Below are 23,193 nucleotides of genomic sequence, written 5' to 3'. Positions count from 1 at the left end.
CTTATTCATCAGTACGTTATTCATCACTGTTTGCTTCCTTCCCTTTGGGGCTGGCTTTACGCCGTTTAGGTGCGCTTTTGCCTTTTACCGCCGCAGCGGGCTTAGAAGGCAGGCTGCGGAATGCCGAAGACACCCGGTTCGTTTTGGCCTGAATGATGAGGTTCTGCAACGTGGCGACCAGCGGTTCCATGAAATCCTGGTAGCGGCAGCTTTTTTCACTGATACGCGTCAGCGTGGATTCCCAGTCAGCCGTCATATCTGGCCTTGCGGCAATGTCCGGCAGCGAATGAATCAGTGCGCGGCCAGTGTCGCTGGAATGAATATAACGCCCTTTTTTGTATAAAAACTCGCGGCGGAACAGGAGTTCGATAATCCCGGCGCGTGTCGCTTCAGTGCCCAGACCGTCCGTGGCGCGCAGAATTTTCTTCAGTTCTTTATCCTGCACGAAACGCGCAATACCGGTCATTGCGGAAAGCAACGTCGCATCGGTGAACGGGCGCGGCGGCTGCGTCTGGCGCTCCACCACTTCTCCGCGCTCGCACAGTAATTCATCGCCCTTCGCCACGACCGGCAACGGCGTACCTTCGTTTTCTTCGTCACGCTCTTTGCTGCCAAGCAGTGTTCGCCAGCCTGCCTCAGCCAGGAAACGCGCTTTGGCGATGAACTTGCCACCGGCAATATCCAGATCGATAACGCATTTGCGGTAAACCGCGTCGGGGCAGAATTGCATCAGGTACTGACGCGCCACCAGACCGTAAATTTTGCGCTCGTCTTCGCTCAGGTTGACGTTACTGCTGCGCGCTGTCGGGATAATAGCGTGGTGCGCATCGACCTTTTTGTCGTCCCAGCAACGGTTACGCAAATCGGTATCAACGACTGGCTGCGGCATTAAATCCGGGCGGTGAACGCCGATGGCATTCAGTACGGCGTGACGTCCGGCAAAATGTTCTTCTGGCAGATATCGGCAATCCGAACGCGGATACGTAATCAATTTGTGCGTTTCGTAGAGTTTCTGGCAGATATCCAGAATCTGCTGTGCGCTCAGACCAAAGGCTTTTGACCCTTCAATCTGCAAGGTGGATAACGAGAACGGCAACGGCGCAATGTCATTTTCACGTTTGTCGTTATACCCGGTGACCATCGCCGGTTGCCCGGCAATGCGCGCCACCACGTGATCCGCCAGCGGGCGGTGAAGCAAACGCCCTTCCTCATCCTGATACGGCTCGCAGGATTCGCTCGGTTGCCAGAGCGCGATAAAACGTTCGTCGGCAGGTGTGACGATGTGCGCTTTTACTTCAAAGAAATCTTTCGGTATGAAATTTTCGATTTCTTCATCACGGCGCACCACCAGCCCGAGCACTGGCGTTTGCACGCGGCCGACGGAAAGCACGCCGTTGTATCCGGCATTGCGCCCTAAAATCGTATAGGCGCGGGTCATGTTGATGCCGTAAAGCCAGTCAGCGCGGGCGCGTGCCAGCGCAGAAACGCACAGCGGAATAAAATCGCGGTTGTCGCGCAGGCGTTCAATGGCGCGTTCGACGGCCTGCGGATTGAGATCGTTAATCAGACAGCGCTGGGTTGCGTGGCGTTTTTCCGGCGTGAGTTCCAGATAATCCAGTACTTCATCCACCAGCAGTTGCCCTTCCCGATCCGGGTCACCCGCGTGGACAACCTGAGAGGCCTCAAGCAGCAGACGTTTGATGACATTAAGCTGTTTGGCGACGGAAGGACGCGGCTGAAGCTGCCATTTATTGGGAATGATCGGTAAGTCAGCCAGCGCCCAGCGGGCGAAGCGGCTGTCGTAAGCATCCGGCTGGGCCTGTTCCAGTAAGTGACCGACGCACCAGGTCACCACCTGATCGTTGCCACAGGCAATATATCCGTCGCCGCGGCGATGAGGCTTCGGCAGGACATCTGCAATAGCGCGGGCAAGGCTGGGTTTTTCGGCAATAAACAGACGCATCAGACCGCACCGGCCTGAAGTGTGACCGCGAGTGTGATCGCTACAAAAATTTCCATCGTCCCATCCTTCATTCACAACGTCCTCATCATCCAGAGGTGGCTATGTTAGCCGCTGGCGACGCAATTAGTAAGATGGGCAGAGACATCCGGGATGGCGGTCGCTCACAAAGGCAGCGAAAAACCGGTTTATCAGAATGAACTGAACATATTCTGCTGAAAAACCGGTCTGCCTGTCGTGAGGGAATGGCTTAGAAATGCGTCACAAAAGGCGCGCTGTCCACCGGAATGACCTGCAAACTGGCCTTGAGCTGTGGCGTACCGAGATACAGGAAACCGACGATTTTATCGTTCCCGCCGCAATGGAAGGCTTTGCGGACATCAGGATGGTCGGTCCACGCGCCGGTGCGCCAGATACCGTTGAACCCCTGCGCCAGAGCTGCCATCTGCATCGCCTGCACGGCACAACCGGCTGACAACAGCTGTTCCCACTGTGGCACTTTCGGGCTTTCCTTGCAGGCCGCAATCACGGTGATGATCTGCGGTGCGCGAAGCGGAGCCTGCGTGGCTTTCTCAACGGCTTTTTCGTCAGCGCCGTCTTTGATGGCCGCCGCACCCAGCAGCTCACTGAAACGCGTCAGACCATCATTTTCCGCAATCACGAAGCGCCACGGCTGGAGCGCACCGTGGTCCGGCGCACGCATCCCCGCGTTGATGATATTTTGCAGCGCTTGACCTGCCGGTGCGGGAGCCGCCAGACGGGATGCAGAACGGCGGTTGAGTAACAAATCCAGTGCGTCCATTTTAATCTCCTGAGAATAATTGCTATTTACCTTACGTTAACATAGGCACAACGCATTTTTCCAACCTCCGGCAGCCTTTCGGATAATGCGTCACCGCCAAATTCTGAAATGATTTAAAGCTGACATTTCTCCGGCAGGTCATTAGGATAGCGAGACTTAACCGTCTTATTGGAGAGACCATGCGCACATTGTGGCGAATTATCGCCGGTTTTTTTAAGTGGACCTGGCGTCTTCTTAATTTCGTCAGAGAATTCATTCTCAACGTATTTCTTATTCTGATCATTCTGGCCGGCGTCGGCATCTGGTATGCCGTGCAGGATAAGCCGGTTGAAACCACGAAAGGCGCGCTGCTGGTCGATCTTAGCGGCTCGGTGGTGGATAAACCTTCCGTGAATAATAAAGTCCGCCAGTGGGGCCGCGAGCTTCTGGGGACATCCAGCAACCGGTTGCAGGAAAACTCCCTGTTTGATCTGGTCGATACTATTCGTTCTGCAAAAGATGACAAAAACGTCACCGGTATCGTGTTGCAGCTGACCGATTTCACCGGCACCGATCAGTCATCCATGCAATATATCGGTAAAGCATTGCGCGAATTCCGTGATGCCGGTAAACCGATTTACGCCATCGGCGACAGCTACAATCAGTCGCAATATTATCTGGCGAGCTACGCCAATAAAATCTACCTGTCGCCGCAGGGCGCGGTCGATTTGCACGGTTTTGCGACCAATAATTTGTACTACAAATCTCTGCTGGATAAGCTGAAAGTCACCACCAACATCTTCCGCGTCGGAACGTATAAATCCGCCGTTGAACCGCTGATCCGTGATGATATGTCCCCTGCGGCCCGCGAGGCGGACAGCCGCTGGATTGGTGGCTTGTGGAGTAACTACCTCAATACCGTTTCAGCTAACCGTCAGATTACGCCTGAGCAATTGTTCCCGGGTGCTGCGGGCATTCTTGCAGGCATGCAGGCCACCGGCGGCGATATGGCGCAGTACGCGCTGAAAGCCAAACTGGTGGACTCTCTGGCGTCGCGTACCGAAGCGGACAATGACATGGTGAAAGCGTTTGGCTGGAATAAAACCACCAAAGACTTTAACTACACCAGCATTTACGATTATTCACCGAGGCCAAAACCGGATAACAACGATCCGCAGATCGCAGTGATCTTCGCCACCGGCGCCATCAATGACGGCGAAGAACAACCCGGTGCAGTGGGCGGTGATACTACCGCACAGCAAATTCGCGATGCCCGCCTGGATCCGAAAGTGAAAGCGATTGTATTGCGCGTTAACAGCCCGGGCGGCAGCGTCAGCGCGTCTGAAGTGATCCGCTCTGAACTGGCCGCCGCGAAAGCCGCGGGTAAACCGGTTGTGGTTTCAATGGGTGGCATGGCGGCTTCCGGGGGTTACTGGATTTCAACGCCAGCGAACTACATCATTGCCAGCCCGAGCACGCTGACCGGTTCCATCGGTATCTTTGGTGTGATCAATACGTATCAGAACACGCTTGATTACGCCGGTGTGCATACTGACGGCGTGGCGACCTCTCCGCTGGCCGATATCGCATCGACCAAAGCGTTGCCGCCGGAGTTCTCGCAAATGATGCAGCTGAACATTGAGAATGGGTATAAAACCTTCCTCGGCCTGGTGGCGGATTCCCGCCATAAAACGCCGGAGCAGATTGATCAGATTGCACAGGGTCACGTCTGGATTGGTTCTGACGCCAAGGCCAACGGTCTGGTGGATGAGCTGGGTGATTTCGATGACGCAGTGAAGAAAGCCGCAGATCTGGCGAAACTGCCAAAATGGCAGCTGAACTGGTATGTCAGCGAGCCAAGCCTGAGCGATATGTTGTTCTCTCAGGTTAGCGTGTCCGTTCACGCCATGCTGCCTGCCGCTATTCAGGCCTATCTGCCTGCGCCGGTGAGCAAAATGGCGATGGAGCTGAAATCACAGGCTGATCTGTTCAGCAACATGAACGATCCGCAAAACCGTTATGCACTTTGCCTGACGTGTGGTGACGTGAAGTAATTCCGTTAACCACTCTTGCATGAAAATCCGCCCGGCGCTTCTCCCTGAGAACGCCGGGCTTTTTTGTGGCGCGGCGCTTTTTGGGTGGGACAGCGGCAGCGAAGCCTTTATACTTAGCGCAGTTGCTTTCACCTTTCTAAAAAAAGAACATCTTCGATGACTAAAAAATCTATTTACGTTGCCTATACCGGCGGCACCATCGGTATGCAGCGTTCTGAGCAGGGTTACATTCCTGTATCCGGCCATTTACAACGCCAGCTGGCGCTGATGCCTGAATTCCACCGCCCTGAAATGCCTGAATTCACGATTCAGGAATACGCGCCACTGATGGATTCTTCCGACATGACGCCGGAAGACTGGCAGCACATCGCGGACGACATTCAGGCGCATTACGACGATTACGACGGTTTTGTGATTCTGCATGGCACGGACACCATGGCTTTCACGGCCTCTGCGCTGTCTTTCATGCTGGAAAATCTGAGCAAGCCGGTGATCGTCACGGGTTCACAAATCCCGCTGGAAGCCCTGCGCTCTGACGGGCAGATTAACCTGCTGAACTCGCTGTATATCGCGGCAAATCATCCGGTTAACGAAGTCACCCTGTTTTTCAACAACCGTCTGTATCGCGGCAACCGCAGCACCAAAGCCCACGCCGACGGTTTTGATGCATTTGCGTCACCCAATCTTTCTCCGCTGCTGGAAGCAGGTATTCATATCCGCCGCCTGTCGACACCGTCGCTGCCGGTTGTTCCTGCTTCGACGCTGAAAGTGCATCACATCACCCCGCAGCCTATCGGCGTGGTGACAATTTACCCCGGCATTTCCGCAGAAGTTGTGCAAAACTTTCTGATGCAGCCGGTGAAAGCGCTGATCCTGCGCTCTTACGGTGTCGGCAATGCCCCGCAAAAAGGCGATTTGCTGAAAGTGCTGAAGGACGCTTCTGAGCGCGGCATTGTGGTCGTGAATCTGACGCAATGTATCTCCGGACGCGTCAACATGGGCGGTTATGCAACGGGCAATGCGCTGGCGCATTCCGGCGTGATCAGCGGGTTTGATATGACGGTGGAAGCCGCGCTGACTAAGCTGCATTACCTGCTCAGCCAGTCGCATACCCCGGAAGAAATCCGCGAACTGATGCAGCAGAATCTGCGTGGCGAGCTGACGGAATAGTTGTCCGTATGAGAGGCGATATGAAATCTGCGTTGTTGCTGGTCGATTTGCAAAACGATTTTTGCCGCGGTGGCGCGCTGGCCGTTAATGACGGGGATGCAACTATTGCCGTCGCCAATCAGATGATGTCGTGGTGTAAAAGCCGCGGTATTCCCGTGGTGGCGTCGCAAGACTGGCACCCTGCCGGACACAAAAGTTTTGCCGCGAACTCACATCAGGATGCCTGGACATCGGGCGAACTGAACGGGCTGTCGCAGATCTGGTGGCCGGTTCACTGCGTTCAGCAGGAACCCGGCGCGGAATTCCATCCGTCACTGAATACGCGTCTTTTAGATTTTGTCGTGCAGAAAGGCACGGACGCAGAAATCGACAGTTACAGCGCATTCTTCGATAACGGCCACCGCGCCGCTACCGTGCTGAACGACTGGCTGAAGGCCGCAAAAATTTCACATCTTTATGTCATGGGGCTGGCGACAGATTACTGTGTGAAGTTCACGGTGCTGGACGCGCTGGCGCAGGGATATCAGGTTACGCTGCTGACCGATGGCTGCCGCGGCGTGAACATCGAACCTCACGACAGTGCTGAAGCTGTTGAAGCAATGCGAGAGGCTGGCGCACAAATCGGGACAGCAGACGCACTGAACGGCTGATTCCTCCAGGCCTTCAGATGCAAAAAAGGCGCGTTATGCGCCTTTTTTATGCCTCAGACATACCCCTTCCCATTACTCCGGTTTGAGTCTAATCAGCGCGTCCTGAGCGAACTGCTGTTTCAGCTCTTGTTTGCTTTTGGTGACGATCTGCCCGTCAGTGCCGATGCTCATATGTTGGGCATCCACGTTGTGACGAGACTGATACAGCATCACTGCCTGCAGGCTGTGCTCTTTTTGTTCTCGCGTCAGCGCCACACCGTCGGGCCATTTCCCCAGCTCTACGGCCAGCGCCAGACGTGCGTAGATTTCCGGCGTAATTACATCAATGAGTTGATTAATTTCCATTTGGCACCTCTGTTCAACACGATTATTCAAAAGGTTTTGAATAATAGCTGAATCGATTTTGTCGGTAAGATTACAGCGCAGCCTAACCGGCCGTTTTTTCGCCATTTTTGCTGTCGGTAAAACTCATCGAAGCAGAATTTACGCAGTAACGTTCACCTGTTGGTTGCGGGCCATCCGGGAAAACATGCCCTAAATGCGCCCCGCAGCTGGAACAGCGGATCTCAACGCGGTCCATATTATGCGTATTATCAGTAAGATATTTTATCGCATCGTGGTCAACAGGTTGATAAAAACTTGGCCATCCGCAACCGGATTCATACTTAGTCTCGGAGTAAAACAGAGGCGCGTTACACACTACGCAATGATAAATGCCCTGGCGAATGTTGTGCAGCAGTTTTCCCGTATACGGACGCTCGGTTCCGTGTTCCTGGGTGACATAACGTTGAATTTCAGTGAGTTGTTCGGGTGCAGAAGCAGATTTGGATGCATTGCTCATGATTATCGTTCTCTGACGAATTTAAATTACAACTAAATTAACAGTTTATAATAACAAAAAATTAACAACAATTCAGCCTGTTTTGTCCTAAACTGTATGGCATCAGCGTTAGCCAGCTCCAACTTGTGATGGCGATCACACTCCTGATCTTCTTGCCCTTTATATTCTGTTTTTCGCCCCCATGTGGTTGTGAGCCGATTAAAAAAACGGAACGTGCAATAAGCGAGCAACAGTAGGTCGTCGCTTTGACTTACAGCAATAATTGACACGATTCCGCTTGACGCTCAGCAAGGTTTTTGTAATTTTACAACCAACCTTTTATTCACTAAAAAAATAGCTGGTGGAATATATGACTATCAAAGTAGGTATCAACGGTTTTGGCCGTATCGGTCGCATTGTTTTCCGTGCTGCTCAGGAACGTTCTGACATCGAGATCGTAGCAATCAACGATCTGTTAGACGCAGAATACATGGCATACATGCTGAAGTACGACTCAACTCATGGTCGTTTCAACGGTACTGTTGAAGTTAAAGACGGTCACCTGGTTGTTAACGGCAAAACCATCCGTGTTACCGCTGAGCGTGACCCAGCTAACCTGAAATGGAATGAAGTTAACGTTGATGTTGTTGCTGAAGCGACTGGTCTGTTCCTGGACGACGCAACTGCACGTAAACACATCACTGCAGGCGCTAAGAAAGTTGTTCTGACTGGTCCATCTAAAGATGACACCCCTATGTTCGTTATGGGCGTTAACCATAAAGAATACAAAGGTCAGGAAATCGTTTCTAACGCATCTTGCACCACTAACTGCCTGGCACCACTGGCTAAAGTTATCAACGACAACTTCGGTATCGTTGAAGCACTGATGACCACTGTTCATGCAACTACCGCAACTCAGAAAACTGTTGATGGCCCGTCTCACAAAGACTGGCGCGGCGGCCGCGGCGCATCTCAGAACATCATCCCTTCTTCTACCGGTGCAGCTAAAGCAGTAGGTAAAGTTATCCCTGCTCTGAACGGTAAACTGACAGGTATGGCGTTCCGCGTTCCTACTCCTAACGTTTCTGTTGTTGACCTGACTGCACGTCTGGAAAAACCAGCAACCTACAAAGAAATCTGCGCAGTAATCAAAGCAGCTTCTGAAGCAGGCGACCTGAAAGGCGTTCTGGGTTACACCGAAGACGACGTTGTTTCTACCGATTTCAACGGCGAAAAACTGACTTCAGTATTCGATGCTAAAGCAGGTATCGCGCTGAATGACAACTTTGTGAAACTGGTTTCCTGGTACGACAACGAAACTGGCTACTCAAATAAAGTACTGGATCTGATTTCTCACGTTTCCAAATAATTGGCAATGTTGATGAACTGATTGAAGGGCGACGCAAGTCGCCCTTTTGCTTTCTGTCAGTCGCACATTTTTTATCAGGCACATGAGTGCGATCAAACAGATTGACGACGTTCATCTGTAGTCTTGGTTCTTATCTTCGTAATTGTTAAAACCCTGACAGGACTTTAGATAATGACAGAACAACTCTTTTCTCTTCCGGTCGTAAACCAAATTTCAACCACCATCAGCCAGTGTCAGATTGACGAACTGCCGGTGATCGTTGTTTCTCATCCCAAAGTAAAAGCGGCTGTAGCCTTGCAAGGCGCACATTTATTGTCCTGGCAGCCTGAAGGCGAAGCGCCTGTGCTGTGGATGAGCAGCGCCAGCGCTTTCAAAGAAGGCGTCGCAATTCGTGGCGGTATTCCAATCTGCTGGCCGTGGTTTGGCCCGGCGGGTAAGCCATCTCACGGCTTTGCGCGTAACTTCGCCTGGACACTGACCGATCACAAAGAAAGCGCTGAAGGCGTTGTTCTGACGCTAACGTTGAAAAGCTCACCAGAAAGCCTGGAACTGTGGCCACATGAATTTGTGCTGACCGCACGCTTCACTCTCGGCGCAACCTGCCACATTGAGCTGGAATCTGCGGGTGACTTCGACGCTAACAGCGCCCTGCATACCTATTTCAACATCGGCGATATCGCGGATGTCACCGTTAAAGGCCTCGGTGCCAGCTTCATTGATAAAGTCGATGGCGCGAAATTGAAAGAAGAGGCCGGTGACCTGACCTTTACCGGGCAGACTGACCGCATCTACACCCAGCCTCAGGCGACCAGTGAAATCGTGGATCCGGTTCTGAAACGCACGCTGGTTGTTGCGCACGAAAACAACGCTGACGTTGTGGCTTGGAACCCGGGTTCTGCGCTGTCCGTAAGCATGGCCGATATGCCAGACGACGGTTACAAAACCATGGTTTGTGTTGAAACGGCGCAGGTATCAAACAAGCATGTTTCGACCGCCGCTGCACCGGCACGTCTTGCGGTGACATTCTCAATCCGCAAATAACCGGACAGATTTTTCCCGTCGTAAAAACTAAGGGGCCATCAGGCCCCTTTTGTTTGCGTCAGATTGAGTGAATTCAGACCATATCCAGCGAGGTTTTCTCGCGTGGTGCCGGAAAGGCAGCATTGATCAACGCGATTTCTTCATCCGTCAGAAACAGCGTCAGCGCTGCCGCATTCTCTTTGACATGCTGTGGCTGAACGGCTTTAGGAATCGCAATCACGTTGCGGGTACGCGTCACCCAGGCCAGCGCGATTTGCGAACTGCTTACGCCGCGCGCGGAGGCAATTTTCTGCATCACCGGATTTTCCAGCACGTCATGACGCAATTTTCCGGCCTGTGCCAGCGGGCAATACGCCATTACCGGGATAGCGTGTTCTTCGCACCACGGCAAAAGGTCAAATTCGATGCCCCGTGAAGCGGCGTGATATAAAACCTGATCGGTCATACATTCCTGGCCGCCGGGGATCTTCCACAATGCCTGCATATCATCGGTATCAAGATTGGACACGCCCCAGCGGCGGATTTTGCCTGATTGCTGCAACTTTTCCATCGCCGCAACGGTGTCATGTAACGGAATCGAACCACGCCAGTGCAACAGATACAGGTCTATACAATCTGTTTGCAATCTTTTGAGACTTTGTTCGCAGGCGGTTATCGCCTTCTCCCCTCCGGCATGATGCGGATAGACTTTTGAGACCAGATACACTTCATCACGCCGTCCGGCTATTGCCTCGCCGACCACCCTTTCCGCCTCACCGTCCGCGTACATTTCTGCGGTGTCGATCAGGGTCATACCGGCATCCAGCCCTTGTTTCAGCGCATCGACTTCGGCGCGCCGCTCACTGCGTTGTTCTCCCATAAACCAGGTGCCTTGTCCGATTGCGGGAACGCTTGTGCCATCAGGAAATTGCACGGTTTTCGCTTTCATCTGTTTCCTCCTGTCGGGTCTGCAAAATAAGTGATGAACTCGTGATGAACTATAAATGTGCAAATGGGGCGAAACGCCCCATGAATGTGCAGACTGCGCACCAGAAAAGTGCCCGCTTAATTAAAAGCTGTAAGTCACGCCGGTCCAGACAATCGCGGTATAAGATTTATCTACCATCGGGCTGTCTTTCACTTCATCCGCTAAACGGATGTAACGGCCGGTGAAGAAGCCCTGCCAGTCGCGGGTAAAGTTATAACGAGCGGAAATCTCGGCGTAAGGACTGAAGCTGTCATCGGCAGAATAGCTGCTCAGACCACTGCGACGCGATTCGCCTTTGGTGACGCCATAGTAGTAATCATTCTGGTTGCTGCTGTTCCACATGACACCAAAACCAGGAACCAGCGCCCAGTTGTCCTGATGAATCGGATACAGATAAGCCGCATCGGCGACCAGGCCATTGCTGTTATTGAGCACATCACCGTTAAACGTTGCACGCAGCGTACCCCAGTCTTCAACATGTGAATATGCCAGACCGCCCATCAGTGTGCCGCGACGTTTGTTCAGGCGTTTCATCTGGTGATCGTCAGAGTCGTCGGGATCAAAACCGAATGGAATATAAGTTGCGGTAACGCTGAATTTGTTGCTGCTGTCTTTCCAGAGATAGTAGCCCGCAGTCAGTGATTTGAAATAGAAATCGTCACTGTCGTAAGACACGATCGGCACGGGTAAAATCTTATTGTCATAACCACGGTATGCGTTGACATCCCCCAGAGCCGAAGCGCCGAGTGACCAGGTTCCTGCGACAGCTGCATGACTGAAAAGCACTGCCGAGCCCACGATGGACAGTGTTTTGAGGTTCAAAATCTTCATTGTCTTAATTCCATTAAGTAAAAAATCGTCGGTAGTGTAAATGAAGCGTAAGGGTCGCGCTTAGCATTTCTCGTTCTCTAAAAAACCTTACCCTGAAAAATCGAAGCGATCGCACAATTTATCTGCAAAATATGAAATAAAAATGACTAAAGAAACAACTTCCGGTCTGTAAGGCACGTCCTGCAAGGCTTTTCAGAGCATTCCGGACAACTGAGTCATTGAAATGACTTAAAAAACGGCAAAACCAGAGAGGAAATTTTTCTAATGCCAAACTACGCTTATAAATAGATGAAAGACTTAGCCTGAACGGTCGCCCGTCCCACCGATTTATGACAGTTTTCAAATCATCGCAACTGTCAGCGTCAAAGGGGTTCTGCAAGTTGGCATAAGGGTTGCTGTATTCAGGTGGGAGATCTTTCTTCCGGGGGCTTAGCTCTCATTAACCTGTGCTATACCCAAGTCTTTGAGGTTGCGCTAACGCTTCAAAACGAAAGGTAAAATAACGAAGGACGGGCATCGTATGAACATATTTGACCATTATCGCCAGCGCTATGAGGCTGCCAAGGACGAAGAGTTCACACTGCAGGAATTTCTTACCATTGCACGGCAAGATCGCAGTGCTTATGTCAATGCGGCGGAACGTCTGTTGATGGCAATCGGTGAACCAGTGATGGTAGATACCGCGCTTGAACCACGCCTGTCGCGTTTATTCTCGAACCGTGTTGTTGCACGTTACCCTGCATTTGAAGAATTTTACGGCATGGAAGAGGCCATCGAGCAGATCGTCTCCTATCTGAAACACGCCGCGCAGGGGCTGGAAGAAAAGAAACAAATCCTCTATTTACTGGGCCCGGTGGGTGGCGGTAAATCGTCACTGGCCGAACGGCTGAAATCCCTGATGCAACGTGTACCGATTTATGTGCTGAGCGCCAACGGCGAACGCAGCCCGGTAAACGATCATCCGCTGTGCCTGTTTAATCCGCAGGAAGATGCGCATATTCTCGAAAAAGAATACAACATTCCTCCGCGCTATCTGGGCACCATCATGTCGCCGTGGGCGGCAAAACGTCTGCACGAATTTGGCGGTGACATCACGAAATTCAGAGTCGTGAAAGTCTGGCCGTCAATTCTCGAACAAATTGCTATCGCCAAAACTGAGCCTGGCGATGAAAACAATCAGGACATCTCCGCGCTGGTCGGGAAAGTAGATATCCGTAAGCTGGAAAACCACGCGCAAAACGATCCGGACGCTTACGGTTATTCCGGTGCACTTTGCCGCGCAAACCAGGGTGTGATGGAATTCGTCGAGATGTTTAAGGCACCGATTAAAGTGCTGCATCCGCTGCTGACCGCCACACAAGAAGGTAACTATAACGGGACTGAGGGGATCTCTGCCCTGCCGTTCAACGGCATTATTCTGGCGCACTCCAACGAATCTGAATGGGTGACGTTCCGCAACAACAAGAATAATGAAGCGTTCCTTGACCGTGTCTACATCGTCAAAGTGCCTTATTGCCTGCGCGTTTCTGAAGAGATGAAAATCTACGACAAACTGCTCAGCAACAGTGAACTGGCGCATGCTCCTTGCGCGCCGGGCACGTTAGAAACGCTGGCCCGATTCTCCATTCTTTCGCGTCTGAAAACGCCGGAGAACTCCAGCAGCTATTCCAAAATGCGCGTCTATGACGGCGAAAGCCTGAAAGACACCGATCCGAAAGCCAAGTCCTATCAGGAATACCGCGATTATGCGGACGTGGACGAAGGCATGAACGGGCTGTCGACGCGTTTCGCGTTTAAAATTCTGTCCCGCGTGTTCAACTTTGATCATGTGGAAGTCGCCGCCAACCCGGTCCATCTGTTCTATGTTCTGGAACAGCAAATCGAGCGCGAGCAATTCCCGCAGGACATCGCGGAAAAATATCTGGAACACCTGAAAGGCTATCTGATCCCGAAATACGCTGAATTCATCGGCAAAGAGATCCAGACCGCTTATCTGGAGTCCTATTCAGAGTACGGGCAAAACATTTTCGACCGTTATGTCACCTACGCTGACTTCTGGATCCAGGATCAGGAATACCGCGACCCGGATACCGGCCAGTTGTTTGACCGTGAATCCCTGAACGCAGAGCTGGAAAAAATCGAAAAACCGGCGGGGATCAGTAATCCAAAAGATTTCCGTAACGAAATCGTCAACTTCGTGCTGCGTGCCCGCGCCAACAACAGCGGCCGCAATCCAAACTGGACCAGTTACGAAAAACTGCGCACGGTTATTGAGAAAAAAATGTTCTCAAATACCGAGGAATTACTGCCGGTTATCTCGTTTAACGCCAAGACGTCGACCGATGAACAGAAGAAACATGATGATTTTGTCGACAGAATGATGGAGAAAGGATATACACGCAAACAGGTTCGCCTGCTGTGTGAATGGTATCTGCGCGTAAGAAAATCCTCGTAACAGGGGATCGTTGGCAACGTCGTTTGGGGGAAATATGACGTATTTTATTGACCGACGGCTGAATGGCAAAAACAAGAGCGCGGTGAACCGCCAGCGCTTCTTGCGTCGCTATAAGTCGCAAATCAAACAGTCGATTGCCGAGGCCATTAACAAGCGTTCGGTTACCGACGTGGACAGCGGGGAGTCGGTTTCGATTCCCAATGCAGATATCAACGAACCCATGTTCCATCAGGGCCGCGGTGGCTTACGCCACCGTGTTCACCCCGGCAATGACCACTTTGTGCAGAATGACCGTATCGAACGACCGCAAGGGGGCGGTGGCGGCGGCAGTGGTCAGGGCGAAGCCAGTCAGGACGGTGAAGGGGAAGACGAGTTTTCTTTCCAGATCTCCAAAGACGAATATCTCGATCTGCTGTTTGAAGATTTGGCGCTTCCTAATCTGAGAAAAAATCAGCATAAGCAGCTGACTGAATTCAAAACCCACCGCTCCGGTTATACGTCTAACGGCGTACCGGCGAATATCAGTGTGGTGCGCTCTTTGCAAAATTCCCTGGCTCGCCGCACGGCGATGACCGCGGGGAAAAAACGGGAGCTGCGTGAACTGGAATCGACGCTGACCGAGGTCGAACACAGTGAACCGGCACAATTACTGGAAGAAGAACGGCTGCGTAAAGAAATCGCCGAGTTGCGGGCGAAAATCGCCAAAACGCCGTTCATCGACACCTTTGATTTACGTTATCGCAACTACGAGCGTCGCCCTGAGCCCTCCAGCCAGGCCGTGATGTTCTGTCTGATGGATGTCTCCGGTTCCATGGATCAGGCAACCAAAGACATGGCCAAACGTTTCTATATTCTGCTCTATCTGTTCCTGAGCCGGACATATAAAAACGTCGACGTGGTCTATATCCGTCACCATACACAAGCCAAAGAAGTGGATGAACAGGAGTTCTTCTACTCGCAGGAAACCGGTGGGACCATCGTTTCAAGCGCGCTGAAACTGATGGATGAAGTCATTCAGGAACGCTATGACCCGGCGCAGTGGAATATTTATGCCGCGCAGGCTTCCGATGGCGATAACTGGGCTGACGATTCCCCTCTGTGCCACCAGCTTCTGGCACAGAAGATCCTGCCGATGGTGCGTTATTACAGCTATATCGAAATCACCCGCCGCGCCCACCAGACGCTGTGGCGTGAATACGAAGTGTTGCAGGAGAAATTCGATAATTTTGCCATGCAGCATATCCGCGAACAGGAAGATATTTATCCGGTCTTCCGGGAACTCTTCCATAAGCAAACTGAGAACAGTTAATGTTCGACGTTAATTAAAAAGCCGGCAATCCTCGCCGGCTTTTTTGCGGGTATTATCCGCATAAGAACCTGCTACGCATAAGGTTATTCGCCCACGATCACAGATTACGTTCCCGTCCGGCGTCACACTATCTTCCATAATTTTAAGACCCCAATCACCTGTGATGTTGCCTTCTTTTATTGTTGTTTAAACAAAAGGTTGAGGAATACATTATGGAAAAAATTCGTATTGAAGATAAACCTGTAGAGATCGGGTTCAAAGACGGGCTTTATGTTTCATATTCAGAGGGTTATCACGAGGGAAAGGTAGAGCATATCGACCGCGATGCGTTTATTGCTTTACTGGCAAAAGAATTTAAAACCACAGCGGCAAGAATTGAGACTCAGGTGAGTCATTATATTTAAGGTCAGAACGGCCCGGTGCATAAAAAAAGCCAGAGGATCTCTCCCCTGGCCTTTTCGATAATTCCGCGAAGGAAATTACATGCCGTAAACCAGATTCACAGAAGTGACGGTGTCGGTTTTATCCGGCGCACTGGCTGGTGGTTTGGTGTTGTAAGTCACGTCATACGCAACTTTCAGCGAGAAGTGGCTATTGATAGCAACAGTCAGCGCCGTTTCTGAGTTCAGCGTGGTTTCATCGTTGGCTAATACGGAGAAGCCCTGCGTGAAACGTGCGGTATCGCTGATCTGATAACCGTAAGTCCCTGAACCGTAGGCCAGAGCGCGGGTCTGGTGGCCGCCCTGCTCGAATTCATCGTGACGAACACCCGGACCGGCTTCCAGATTCAGCGTATGAACCGGACCGCTCCAGATCTGACGACCGTAACCGATGGTTGCGACATCGCGCGCGCGATAGCCGTTATAACGGTCGCTCAACCAGCTCGCCTGACCAAAGACGTAGTTCGCGTTATCCAGATTATAACGGGTACGACCGCCCGCCTGATACTTCTCGGATGAACGGACACCGGAAGAAGAAGTGTTACGCGCAGAACCCCACAGGCTGTAAGCCGTGTTGGTATCAAACCAGGTCATGGTGGTATCAGCATTCAGCGTGGAGTTGCTGGTGTTACCGGTTTGTGCACTGTAACCCGCCTGCACATTGCCTACGAAAGGCTTCTTCGCCTGAGCAGGATCATCGAGCGCAGTGAAAATGGTGGTGTCTGCAAGGCTTGAAATACTATACAGCGCTGCACCGCAAATTACGGCACAAGCTGGTAAACGACGTACAACCCGAAAAAACATTTTGTTTCCCCAATAAGACTTAAGGCAAATAACGAGAGTAGACCACACGATTTATGCCATTAATTAGGATCCGTTAATCAAGCCTGACAACTCCGTTTCGATGGCACATACATACAAATATTTTTACCGCAACAAATATAACGCACTCAGCACGGGATATCTTAATAAAGCGGCTTTTTTAGATAGTTCCGAATGACATATATTTCCGGCAATAGAAACATACAAAATCATTACGTTCTCTTTCATTGATTTTTATTTCAATGCAGTTCTGTAATCATTCCTGGTGCGCCAAACTGACTTCTTGCCCTGCCGCTCTCGTCAGAGAGCTTGCGAGCCGGCGACGTACAGATTTCCGCCGAACTCGTCGCTGAATCTTGTCCTTTTGAGCGATGCGGGGTAGTTTTATCCCGATAACATCTTATTTTTGCCTCGGGTTCCTCGAAGGCAGCCTTCAGGAGGAGTGGTCATGGCTTTACAAAAAGAGATTATTCAGGCATTGCACGTTAAACCGCATATCGATGCCGCAAAGGAAATCCGTGTCAGCGTCGATTTTCTCAAAAGTTACCTGCTGGCCCATCCGTTCATCAGGACACTGGTTCTGGGTATCAGCGGCGGGCAAGATTCTACTCTTACCGGCAAACTTTGCCAAACAGCAATTAGCGAATTACGCGCGGAAACGAAAGAAGATGATTACCAGTTCATCGCCGTGCGTTTGCCGTACGGCGTGCAGGCTGACGAGTCCGATTGTCAGGACGCCATCACTTTTATTCAGCCCGATCAGGTTCTGACCGTAAATATTAAAAATGCGGTGCTGGCGAGCGAAGCGACGTTACGTGAAATTGGCATTGAGCTGAGCGATTTTATCAAAGGTAATGAGAAAGCCCGTGAGCGAATGAAAGCCCAGTACAGCATCGCCGGGATGAAAAAAGGCGTTGTCGTCGGGACGGATCACGCAGCCGAAGCCGTTACCGGTTTCTTCACGAAATACGGCGACGGCGGCACGGATATCAACCCGATTTTCCGCCTGAACAAACGTCAGGGTAAAGCACTGCTCAAAACGCTGGGCTGCCCGGAGCATCTGTACACCAAAGCACCGACCGCGGATCTGGAAGAAAACCGTCCTTCCCTGCCGGATGAAGTCGCACTGGGCGTGACCTACGAGCTGATCGACGATTATCTAGAAGGCAAAAAAGTGGATGACAACGTCGCGGCGATTATCGAAGGCTGGTATCTGCGCACTGAACATAAACGTCAGCCGCCGATTACTGTGTTCGATGATTTCTGGAAGAAAAAGTAATTTCTGTCGGCAATCTCTGTAACGGGCACGTATTGCGTGTCCGTTTATTCTACCGGTGTCTCCCTTTCGGCTCTGAAATCACAAGTTACTTTCCATTCATTAACGAAATCATTACCCTTAGTCCCCTTCCGGACTGACTGACAGTGATGTTTCCAATGCAAAAATTCCTTTTTCTGCTGCTGAGCCTGGTATTGCTCGGCCCTCTGGGTATCGACCTGTACCTGCCCGCCATCCCGGCGATTGCCCTCGGTTTGCAAAGCACCGAAGCGGTAATTCAGTCTTCGATTTCGTTATTCATACTGGTGATGGGATTAGGGCAACTGGTCGCCGGTCCGCTGGTGGATAAGTTTGGACGTCGCCCGATCGCGATTATCGGCATCGTGGTTTATCTGGCGGGCGCAATTATCGCGGCCACGTCGGTTGCGCCGTGGATGTTCCTGTTATCCCGTGTGGTTCAGGGGCTGGCCGTGTGCTGTACGTCGGTGGTAATTTTCAGCGGTGTGCGTGACCGCATGAGCGGCAACGATGCCGCTCGCGCCTACGGTTTCCTCAACGGAACGCTCAATATTATCCCCGCGCTTGCGCCGCTGATTGGCGGCCTGATTGCGCAATATTATGGCTGGCGTGCGCCGTTCTGGGCGCTGGCCGGCTATACCGTTGCGGTCATGCTGCTGGTCATTTTCAAACTGCCGGAAACCCGCCCGGCGGATACCCAAACCAACTCCGGCCTGCCGTTTCGACAGTACGCGCGGATCCTGTCGGATACACGTTTCATCACTTTTGCCGCAGTTAACGCCGGTGCGATGGGCATGGCGCTGACCTATGTCTCGCTGGCACCGACCGTGCTGATGAACGTCGCAGGCCTCACACCGTTAGAATTTTCCATTGTGTTCGGTGCAAACGGCTTCTGGATTATGGCAGTGAGTTTTATTGCCAACCGTATTATCCGCAAAGTGGGACGCCCGGTGTGTCTGAAAGCCGGCGGTATCCTGATGTTTATCGGTTGTCTGGGGCTGATTGCCGGGATCACGCTGGTGCCACCGGCAGAACAAACCGCGACCTGGTTGTATATGCTGCCGGTTGCCAGCGCCTGTGCAGGTTTAGCGTTCCTGATGGGGCCAGCCACCAGCTACGCGCTGGAGCCGTTCTCAAGTGAAGCCGGTGTGGCGTCTGCGCTGGTCGGTTCGGTGCAGATGGCCGGTGGCGCACTGCTCGGCTTTATTGCGATGGCGTTGCCGTTACAACCTAAGCTGAGCCTTGCGCTGGTAATGCTGGCGGGAGGATGTCTGGCGATGCTGGCGCGTCGTGCCAGTAAGAAATCGACGGGCCAGCTGACCCGTCTGGAGAGCTAAAAAACCTTACCCGACGGTGTTTACCGGTACGCGTGGCGCGAGCGCACTCAGCAACTCGTAGCCCAGCGTACCGGCAGCCGTCGCCACATCATCTACCGGCAGATTACTGCCCCACAGTTCGACCGGCGCACCGATTTGTGCCTGCGGACACGGCGTTAAATCCACCGCCAGCATATCCATCGAAACCGTTCCTACCGTTTTTGTTCTCACGCCATCCACCCAAACCGGCGTGCCGGAAGGCGCATGCCGCGGATAGCCATCGGCATAACCGCAGGCCACCACGCCCACACGCTGAGATTGTCCGGCACGATAACGCCCGCCATACCCGACGCGGTCACCTGCATTAAGTGCCTGCACGGCGATCAGTTCACTTTTCAGCGCCATCACCGGTTGCAGCCCGGTTTGGGCGATGTCCTGCCACTGCCCGCTCGGTGATGCGCCGTACAAAATAATCCCCGGACGGATCCAGTCATAATGCGTCGACGGATGCCAGAGTGTTGCCGCCGAATTGGCAAGACAGCGCGGGCCGGAAATATTTTGCCCGGCCAGATTTACGGCCGCCATCTGCGCATCTACGCCTTCAACGCTGTCCGCCGTGGCGAAGTGACTCATCAGCGTGATTTCCCCGACCTGCTTCAGCTCACGCAGCTGATGCCAGACATCGCTGACGCGCGCCGGTGCAAATCCCAGACGGTTCATACCGCTGTTCACTTTCAGATAAACACTCACCGGCTGGCTGAGGTTTGCCTGCGCCAGCGCCTGAATTTGCCAGTCGCTGTGTACAGACGTCGTCAGGCGATAGTGGTCAATCGTGATTAAATCAGCGGGAGAAAAGAAGCCTTCCAGCAGCAGGATCGGCCCCTGCCAGCCGGATTCACGCAGTAATATTGCTTCGTTGAAATCGAGTAATGCGAAACCCTCCGTGGCCGACAGGCTTTTCCAGATACGTGAGATTCCGTGGCCGTATCCGTTGGCTTTCACCACAGACCAGACTTTGCTGTTGGGGGCAAAACCGCGGATAACATTGAGATTTTGGGATAACGCAGACAGAGATAATGTGGCTGAAATCGGGCGAGGCATACCAGCTCCGGCAAAGTGCAAAGTAACGCCCGCGCGGCGTCAGTCACCGCGCGGAGGAAGGAAAACCGGTTTTTAAGCCACCGGATGCATTTTATGCGGGCCAGCCGGACGGGCGATAAAACCGGGGCTGTAACGTTCAACCGATAAATCATCAGACGGAATAGCCGGTGTCACGCCTGACATAATATCCGATAACAGCTGACCGGAACCGCAGGCCATTGTCCAGCCGAGCGTGCCGTGGCCGGTATTCAGATACAGATTTTTGATGCGCGTACGGCCCACAATCGGCGTGCCGTCAGGCGTCATCGGGCGCAAGCCTGTCCAGAAAGTCGCCGCCTCCACGTTGCCGCCGTTCGGATAGAGATCTTTAACCACCATTTCCAGCGTTTCGCGACGCGCCTGCGCCAGCTTCAGGTTAAAACCAACAATTTCCGCCATCCCGCCGACACGGATACGGTTATCAAAACGCGTAATCGCAATTTTATAGGTCTCATCCAGCACGGTAGAAACCGGTGCAGAGGCCGGATCAGTGATCGGAATTGTCAGCGAATAGCCTTTCAGCGGATACACCGGAATGGAAACCAGATCTGCCAGCAGCGCGGTGGAATAAGAACCGAATGCCACCACATAAGCCTCCGCCTTCACCAGCTCGTCGCCACATTGCACGCCGGTAATCTCGCCGTTTTCAACATGAAGTTTATCGACCGTCCGGTTGAATTCGAATTTCACGCCCGCCTGCCGCGCCATGTCCGCCAGCGTGCGGGTGAACAACTGACAGTCGCCGGTTTCATCGTTAGGCAAACGCAGACCGCCGGTCAGCTTGTGCGCGACCTGTGCCAGAGCCGGTTCTGCCGTCGCCAGCTGGCTCGATTCCAGCAACTGATACGGTACACCGGCGTCTTCGAGTACCGCGATATCTTTCGCCGCGCTCTCAAACTGTTGCGCCGTACGGAACAATTGCAACGTACCGCCCTGACGGCCTTCGTACTGAATACCGGTTTCTTCGCGCAACGCCTTCATGCAATCGCGGCTGTATTCCGCCAGACGGACCATGCGGCTTTTGTTGGTCTGATAGTGGTTCATGTCGCAGTTACGCAGCATTTGCCACATCCATTTCAGCTGGAACTGGGTTCCGTCCAGACGAATTGCCAGCGGCGCATGCTTCTGGAACATCCATTTGATTGCTTTAACAGGAACACCCGGAGCCGCCCACGGTGCAGCATAGCCCGGTGAGATCTGCCCCGCATTCCCCGCACTGGTTTCTTCCGCAGGCCCGGACTGACGATCGATAACCGTCACATCATGTCCCGCTTTAGCCAGATACCATGCACTGGCGACACCGACCACACCACTGCCTAAAATCACCACACGCATATCGACTCCACTCCACGACAAAACAAAGCATAATATTCTGATGACAGGAAATTAACCTGACTGCGAAAAATCGCCAACACAGGCGTTCATAACCGTGAGTTGTTTCACATTTATTTATCGTTCATGGCGGGATTTTTTTCAATAGCTGCAAATAAATAACGATATCCCGCAACATTCCGGCTTTTCAGAGAGAAAGTTATGGTTTTTTGACAGCATTGACTGCATTGCTGTCACCAACCGCTTCCACTTTCGCGCCGCGTTTGGCTGTGGTCTTTTATTCTTGCATACGAGCAATATTTCAGCACAAATCACTACCATTAGTGCAGTGTGTGACATTACCTGATATCCCGCACCTCAAACCGGGTTAATGCTTGCAGGGAGTTTATAAAACGGGTTTTTAACCTGAACGCGACTACATAAGAAGCTGGCTCCACGCAAACTGTCCGTCTGCATGTCCAGCCCGAAATGTGAGCAACATCGCAATCGTTCAATTAGTGACCTACACTTCGAAAGTTTCATAACCCGCACCGTTCATTTCAGCGACATTCATTCAGCGATAAGGAGTCACCCGTGAATAACTCAAACTTTCTGAAGCTCAAAGATGGCACGCAACTCTTTTATAAAGACTGGGGAAGCGGTCTGCCGGTAGTTTTCAGCCATGGCTGGCCGTTATCCGGCGATGCATTCGAAGATCAGATGCTGTTTCTGGCGGAGAAAGGCTTTCGTGTGATTGCGCACGATCGCCGCGGACACGGGCGCTCCTCTCAACCGTGGGACGGGCACAATATGGATCAATACGGCGATGACCTGGCCGAACTGACTGCCCATTTGGATTTGAAAGACGCTGTGCATATCGGGCATTCGACCGGCGGCGGCGAAGTCGCGCGTTATATTGGCCGCCACGGTACGGCGCGCGTTGCCAAAGCCGTGCTGATTGGTGCAGTGCCACCGATTATGGTCAAAACGGATTTCAATCCGGCCGGTCTGCCGCTTTCCGTATTCGACGGGATCCGCGACGGCGTACAAAAAGACCGTTCGCAGTTTTTCCTGGATTTGCCAGATGCCTTTTTCGGCTTTAACCGCGCAGGGGCAAAAGTCTCAGAAGGTTTGCGTCAGAGTTTCTGGCGTCAGGGCATGCAGGCGTCAGTCAAAGCACTTTATGATTGCGTGAAAGCATTCTCTGAAACCGACCAGCGTGAAGACCTGAAAAAAATGACTATCCCGACGCTGGTCATCTACGGTGACGATGACCAGATTGTGCCCCCGGCCTCTTCCAGCGAAGCCGCGCTAAAGCTTCTTCCACACGGAACAGGCAAAGTCTATCCGGGCGCATCGCACGGTTTATGCAGCACACATAAAGATCAGATTAATGAAGATTTATTAGAATTTATCCGCAGTTAATACCGCGTTACCCCGCTTTCACCTGTCTGAAACTGACC

The 23,193-nt window shown here is 52.4% G+C and carries 20 protein-coding genes; 11 read left to right on the top strand and 9 right to left on the bottom strand.

Annotated features, from left to right (window positions below):
• Positions 1 to 16: 16 nt before the first annotated feature.
• Together IV433_RS17830 and IV433_RS17825 are read right to left on the bottom strand one after the other, a co-directional pair.
• Positions 17 to 1,963: a DNA topoisomerase III gene (locus IV433_RS17830; protein WP_195815270.1), complete on the bottom strand. Its 1,947-nt coding sequence runs from the start codon at positions 1,961 to 1,963 to the stop codon at positions 17 to 19.
• Between the two features lie 247 nt (positions 1,964 to 2,210).
• Positions 2,211 to 2,762, bottom strand: a complete 552-nt coding sequence (locus IV433_RS17825) for an NAD(P)H nitroreductase (RefSeq protein WP_195815269.1) — start codon at positions 2,760 to 2,762, stop codon at positions 2,211 to 2,213.
• Between the two features lie 179 nt (positions 2,763 to 2,941).
• On the opposite strand from IV433_RS17825, the gene sppA reads away from it, so the two are divergent.
• From sppA to pncA, 3 genes are all read left to right on the top strand, one after another.
• Positions 2,942 to 4,795, top strand: coding sequence for a signal peptide peptidase SppA (gene sppA, locus IV433_RS17820; RefSeq protein WP_195815268.1), 1,854 nt, complete (start codon positions 2,942 to 2,944; stop codon positions 4,793 to 4,795).
• A gap of 156 nt (positions 4,796 to 4,951) precedes the next feature.
• Complete coding sequence (gene ansA / locus IV433_RS17815) at positions 4,952 to 5,965, top strand: asparaginase (protein ID WP_165057761.1); 1,014 nt, start codon at positions 4,952 to 4,954, stop codon at positions 5,963 to 5,965.
• Between the two features lie 20 nt (positions 5,966 to 5,985).
• On the top strand, positions 5,986 to 6,615 hold the full coding sequence (pncA, locus tag IV433_RS17810) for a bifunctional nicotinamidase/pyrazinamidase (RefSeq protein WP_195815362.1): 630 nt from the start codon (positions 5,986 to 5,988) through the stop codon (positions 6,613 to 6,615).
• 72 nt (positions 6,616 to 6,687) lie between these two features.
• On the opposite strand, the gene IV433_RS17805 is transcribed toward pncA, so the two are convergent.
• Positions 6,688 to 6,960: a YeaC family protein gene (locus IV433_RS17805; RefSeq protein ID WP_195815267.1), complete on the bottom strand. Its 273-nt coding sequence runs from the start codon at positions 6,958 to 6,960 to the stop codon at positions 6,688 to 6,690.
• An 82-nt stretch (positions 6,961 to 7,042) separates the two neighbouring features.
• The gene (msrB, locus tag IV433_RS17800) at positions 7,043 to 7,456 is read right to left on the bottom strand and encodes a peptide-methionine (R)-S-oxide reductase MsrB (protein WP_195815266.1); all 414 of its coding nucleotides are present in this window, start codon (positions 7,454 to 7,456) and stop codon (positions 7,043 to 7,045) included.
• A gap of 349 nt (positions 7,457 to 7,805) precedes the next feature.
• Here msrB and gapA point away from each other — a divergent pair, with 349 nt between their 5' ends.
• Complete coding sequence (gene gapA, locus IV433_RS17795) at positions 7,806 to 8,804, top strand: glyceraldehyde-3-phosphate dehydrogenase (protein WP_193333173.1); 999 nt, start codon at positions 7,806 to 7,808, stop codon at positions 8,802 to 8,804.
• A gap of 171 nt (positions 8,805 to 8,975) precedes the next feature.
• The gene (locus tag IV433_RS17790) at positions 8,976 to 9,845 is read left to right on the top strand and encodes a D-hexose-6-phosphate mutarotase (RefSeq protein ID WP_195815265.1); all 870 of its coding nucleotides are present in this window, start codon (positions 8,976 to 8,978) and stop codon (positions 9,843 to 9,845) included.
• A 73-nt stretch (positions 9,846 to 9,918) separates the two neighbouring features.
• Here IV433_RS17790 and IV433_RS17785 read toward each other — a convergent pair whose 3' ends face one another.
• The gene (locus IV433_RS17785; protein ID WP_195815264.1) at positions 9,919 to 10,773 is read right to left on the bottom strand and encodes an aldo/keto reductase; all 855 of its coding nucleotides are present in this window, start codon (positions 10,771 to 10,773) and stop codon (positions 9,919 to 9,921) included.
• 120 nt (positions 10,774 to 10,893) lie between these two features.
• Positions 10,894 to 11,643, bottom strand: coding sequence for a MipA/OmpV family protein (locus tag IV433_RS17780; RefSeq protein WP_195815263.1), 750 nt, complete (start codon positions 11,641 to 11,643; stop codon positions 10,894 to 10,896).
• A 520-nt stretch (positions 11,644 to 12,163) separates the two neighbouring features.
• Between IV433_RS17780 and yeaG the strand changes: the two genes are divergently transcribed.
• From yeaG to IV433_RS17765, 3 genes are all read left to right on the top strand, one after another.
• On the top strand, positions 12,164 to 14,098 hold the full coding sequence (gene yeaG, locus IV433_RS17775; protein ID WP_195815262.1) for a protein kinase YeaG: 1,935 nt from the start codon (positions 12,164 to 12,166) through the stop codon (positions 14,096 to 14,098).
• 34 nt (positions 14,099 to 14,132) lie between these two features.
• Positions 14,133 to 15,407 carry a YeaH/YhbH family protein gene (locus IV433_RS17770; RefSeq protein ID WP_195815261.1) on the top strand — a complete coding sequence of 425 codons (1,275 nt, stop codon included), beginning with the start codon at positions 14,133 to 14,135 and terminating at the stop codon, positions 15,405 to 15,407.
• Positions 15,408 to 15,619: 212 nt separating this feature from the next.
• A complete protein-coding gene (locus IV433_RS17765) occupies positions 15,620 to 15,811 on the top strand; it encodes a hypothetical protein (RefSeq protein WP_195815260.1) in 192 nt (63 codons plus the stop codon).
• 75 nt (positions 15,812 to 15,886) lie between these two features.
• Here IV433_RS17765 and IV433_RS17760 read toward each other — a convergent pair whose 3' ends face one another.
• The gene (locus tag IV433_RS17760) at positions 15,887 to 16,651 is read right to left on the bottom strand and encodes a DUF481 domain-containing protein (RefSeq protein ID WP_195815259.1); all 765 of its coding nucleotides are present in this window, start codon (positions 16,649 to 16,651) and stop codon (positions 15,887 to 15,889) included.
• A 466-nt stretch (positions 16,652 to 17,117) separates the two neighbouring features.
• Between IV433_RS17760 and nadE the strand changes: the two genes are divergently transcribed.
• Together nadE and IV433_RS17750 are read left to right on the top strand one after the other, a co-directional pair.
• The gene (nadE, locus tag IV433_RS17755; protein ID WP_195815258.1) at positions 17,118 to 17,948 is read left to right on the top strand and encodes an ammonia-dependent NAD(+) synthetase; all 831 of its coding nucleotides are present in this window, start codon (positions 17,118 to 17,120) and stop codon (positions 17,946 to 17,948) included.
• A gap of 155 nt (positions 17,949 to 18,103) precedes the next feature.
• Entirely contained in the window at positions 18,104 to 19,300 is a 1,197-nt protein-coding gene (locus IV433_RS17750; protein ID WP_195815257.1) for a multidrug effflux MFS transporter, read from the top strand.
• A 6-nt stretch (positions 19,301 to 19,306) separates the two neighbouring features.
• Here the strand turns inward: IV433_RS17750 and dadX are convergent, their stop codons facing one another.
• Together dadX and IV433_RS17740 are read right to left on the bottom strand one after the other, a co-directional pair.
• A complete protein-coding gene (dadX, locus tag IV433_RS17745) occupies positions 19,307 to 20,380 on the bottom strand; it encodes a catabolic alanine racemase DadX (RefSeq protein ID WP_195815256.1) in 1,074 nt (357 codons plus the stop codon).
• A gap of 72 nt (positions 20,381 to 20,452) precedes the next feature.
• Positions 20,453 to 21,754 carry a D-amino acid dehydrogenase gene (locus tag IV433_RS17740; protein ID WP_195815255.1) on the bottom strand — a complete coding sequence of 434 codons (1,302 nt, stop codon included), beginning with the start codon at positions 21,752 to 21,754 and terminating at the stop codon, positions 20,453 to 20,455.
• Between the two features lie 570 nt (positions 21,755 to 22,324).
• Here IV433_RS17740 and IV433_RS17735 point away from each other — a divergent pair.
• Complete coding sequence (locus IV433_RS17735) at positions 22,325 to 23,155, top strand: alpha/beta fold hydrolase (protein ID WP_195815254.1); 831 nt, start codon at positions 22,325 to 22,327, stop codon at positions 23,153 to 23,155.
• Positions 23,156 to 23,193: the final 38 nt, after the last annotated feature.

The organism is Rahnella laticis (assembly GCF_015644585.1).
GTDB classification, from domain to species: domain Bacteria; phylum Pseudomonadota; class Gammaproteobacteria; order Enterobacterales; family Enterobacteriaceae; genus Rahnella; species Rahnella laticis.
The sequence above is the reverse complement of the archived record's forward strand: the minus strand, read 5'-3'. Positions and strand labels throughout refer to the sequence as shown.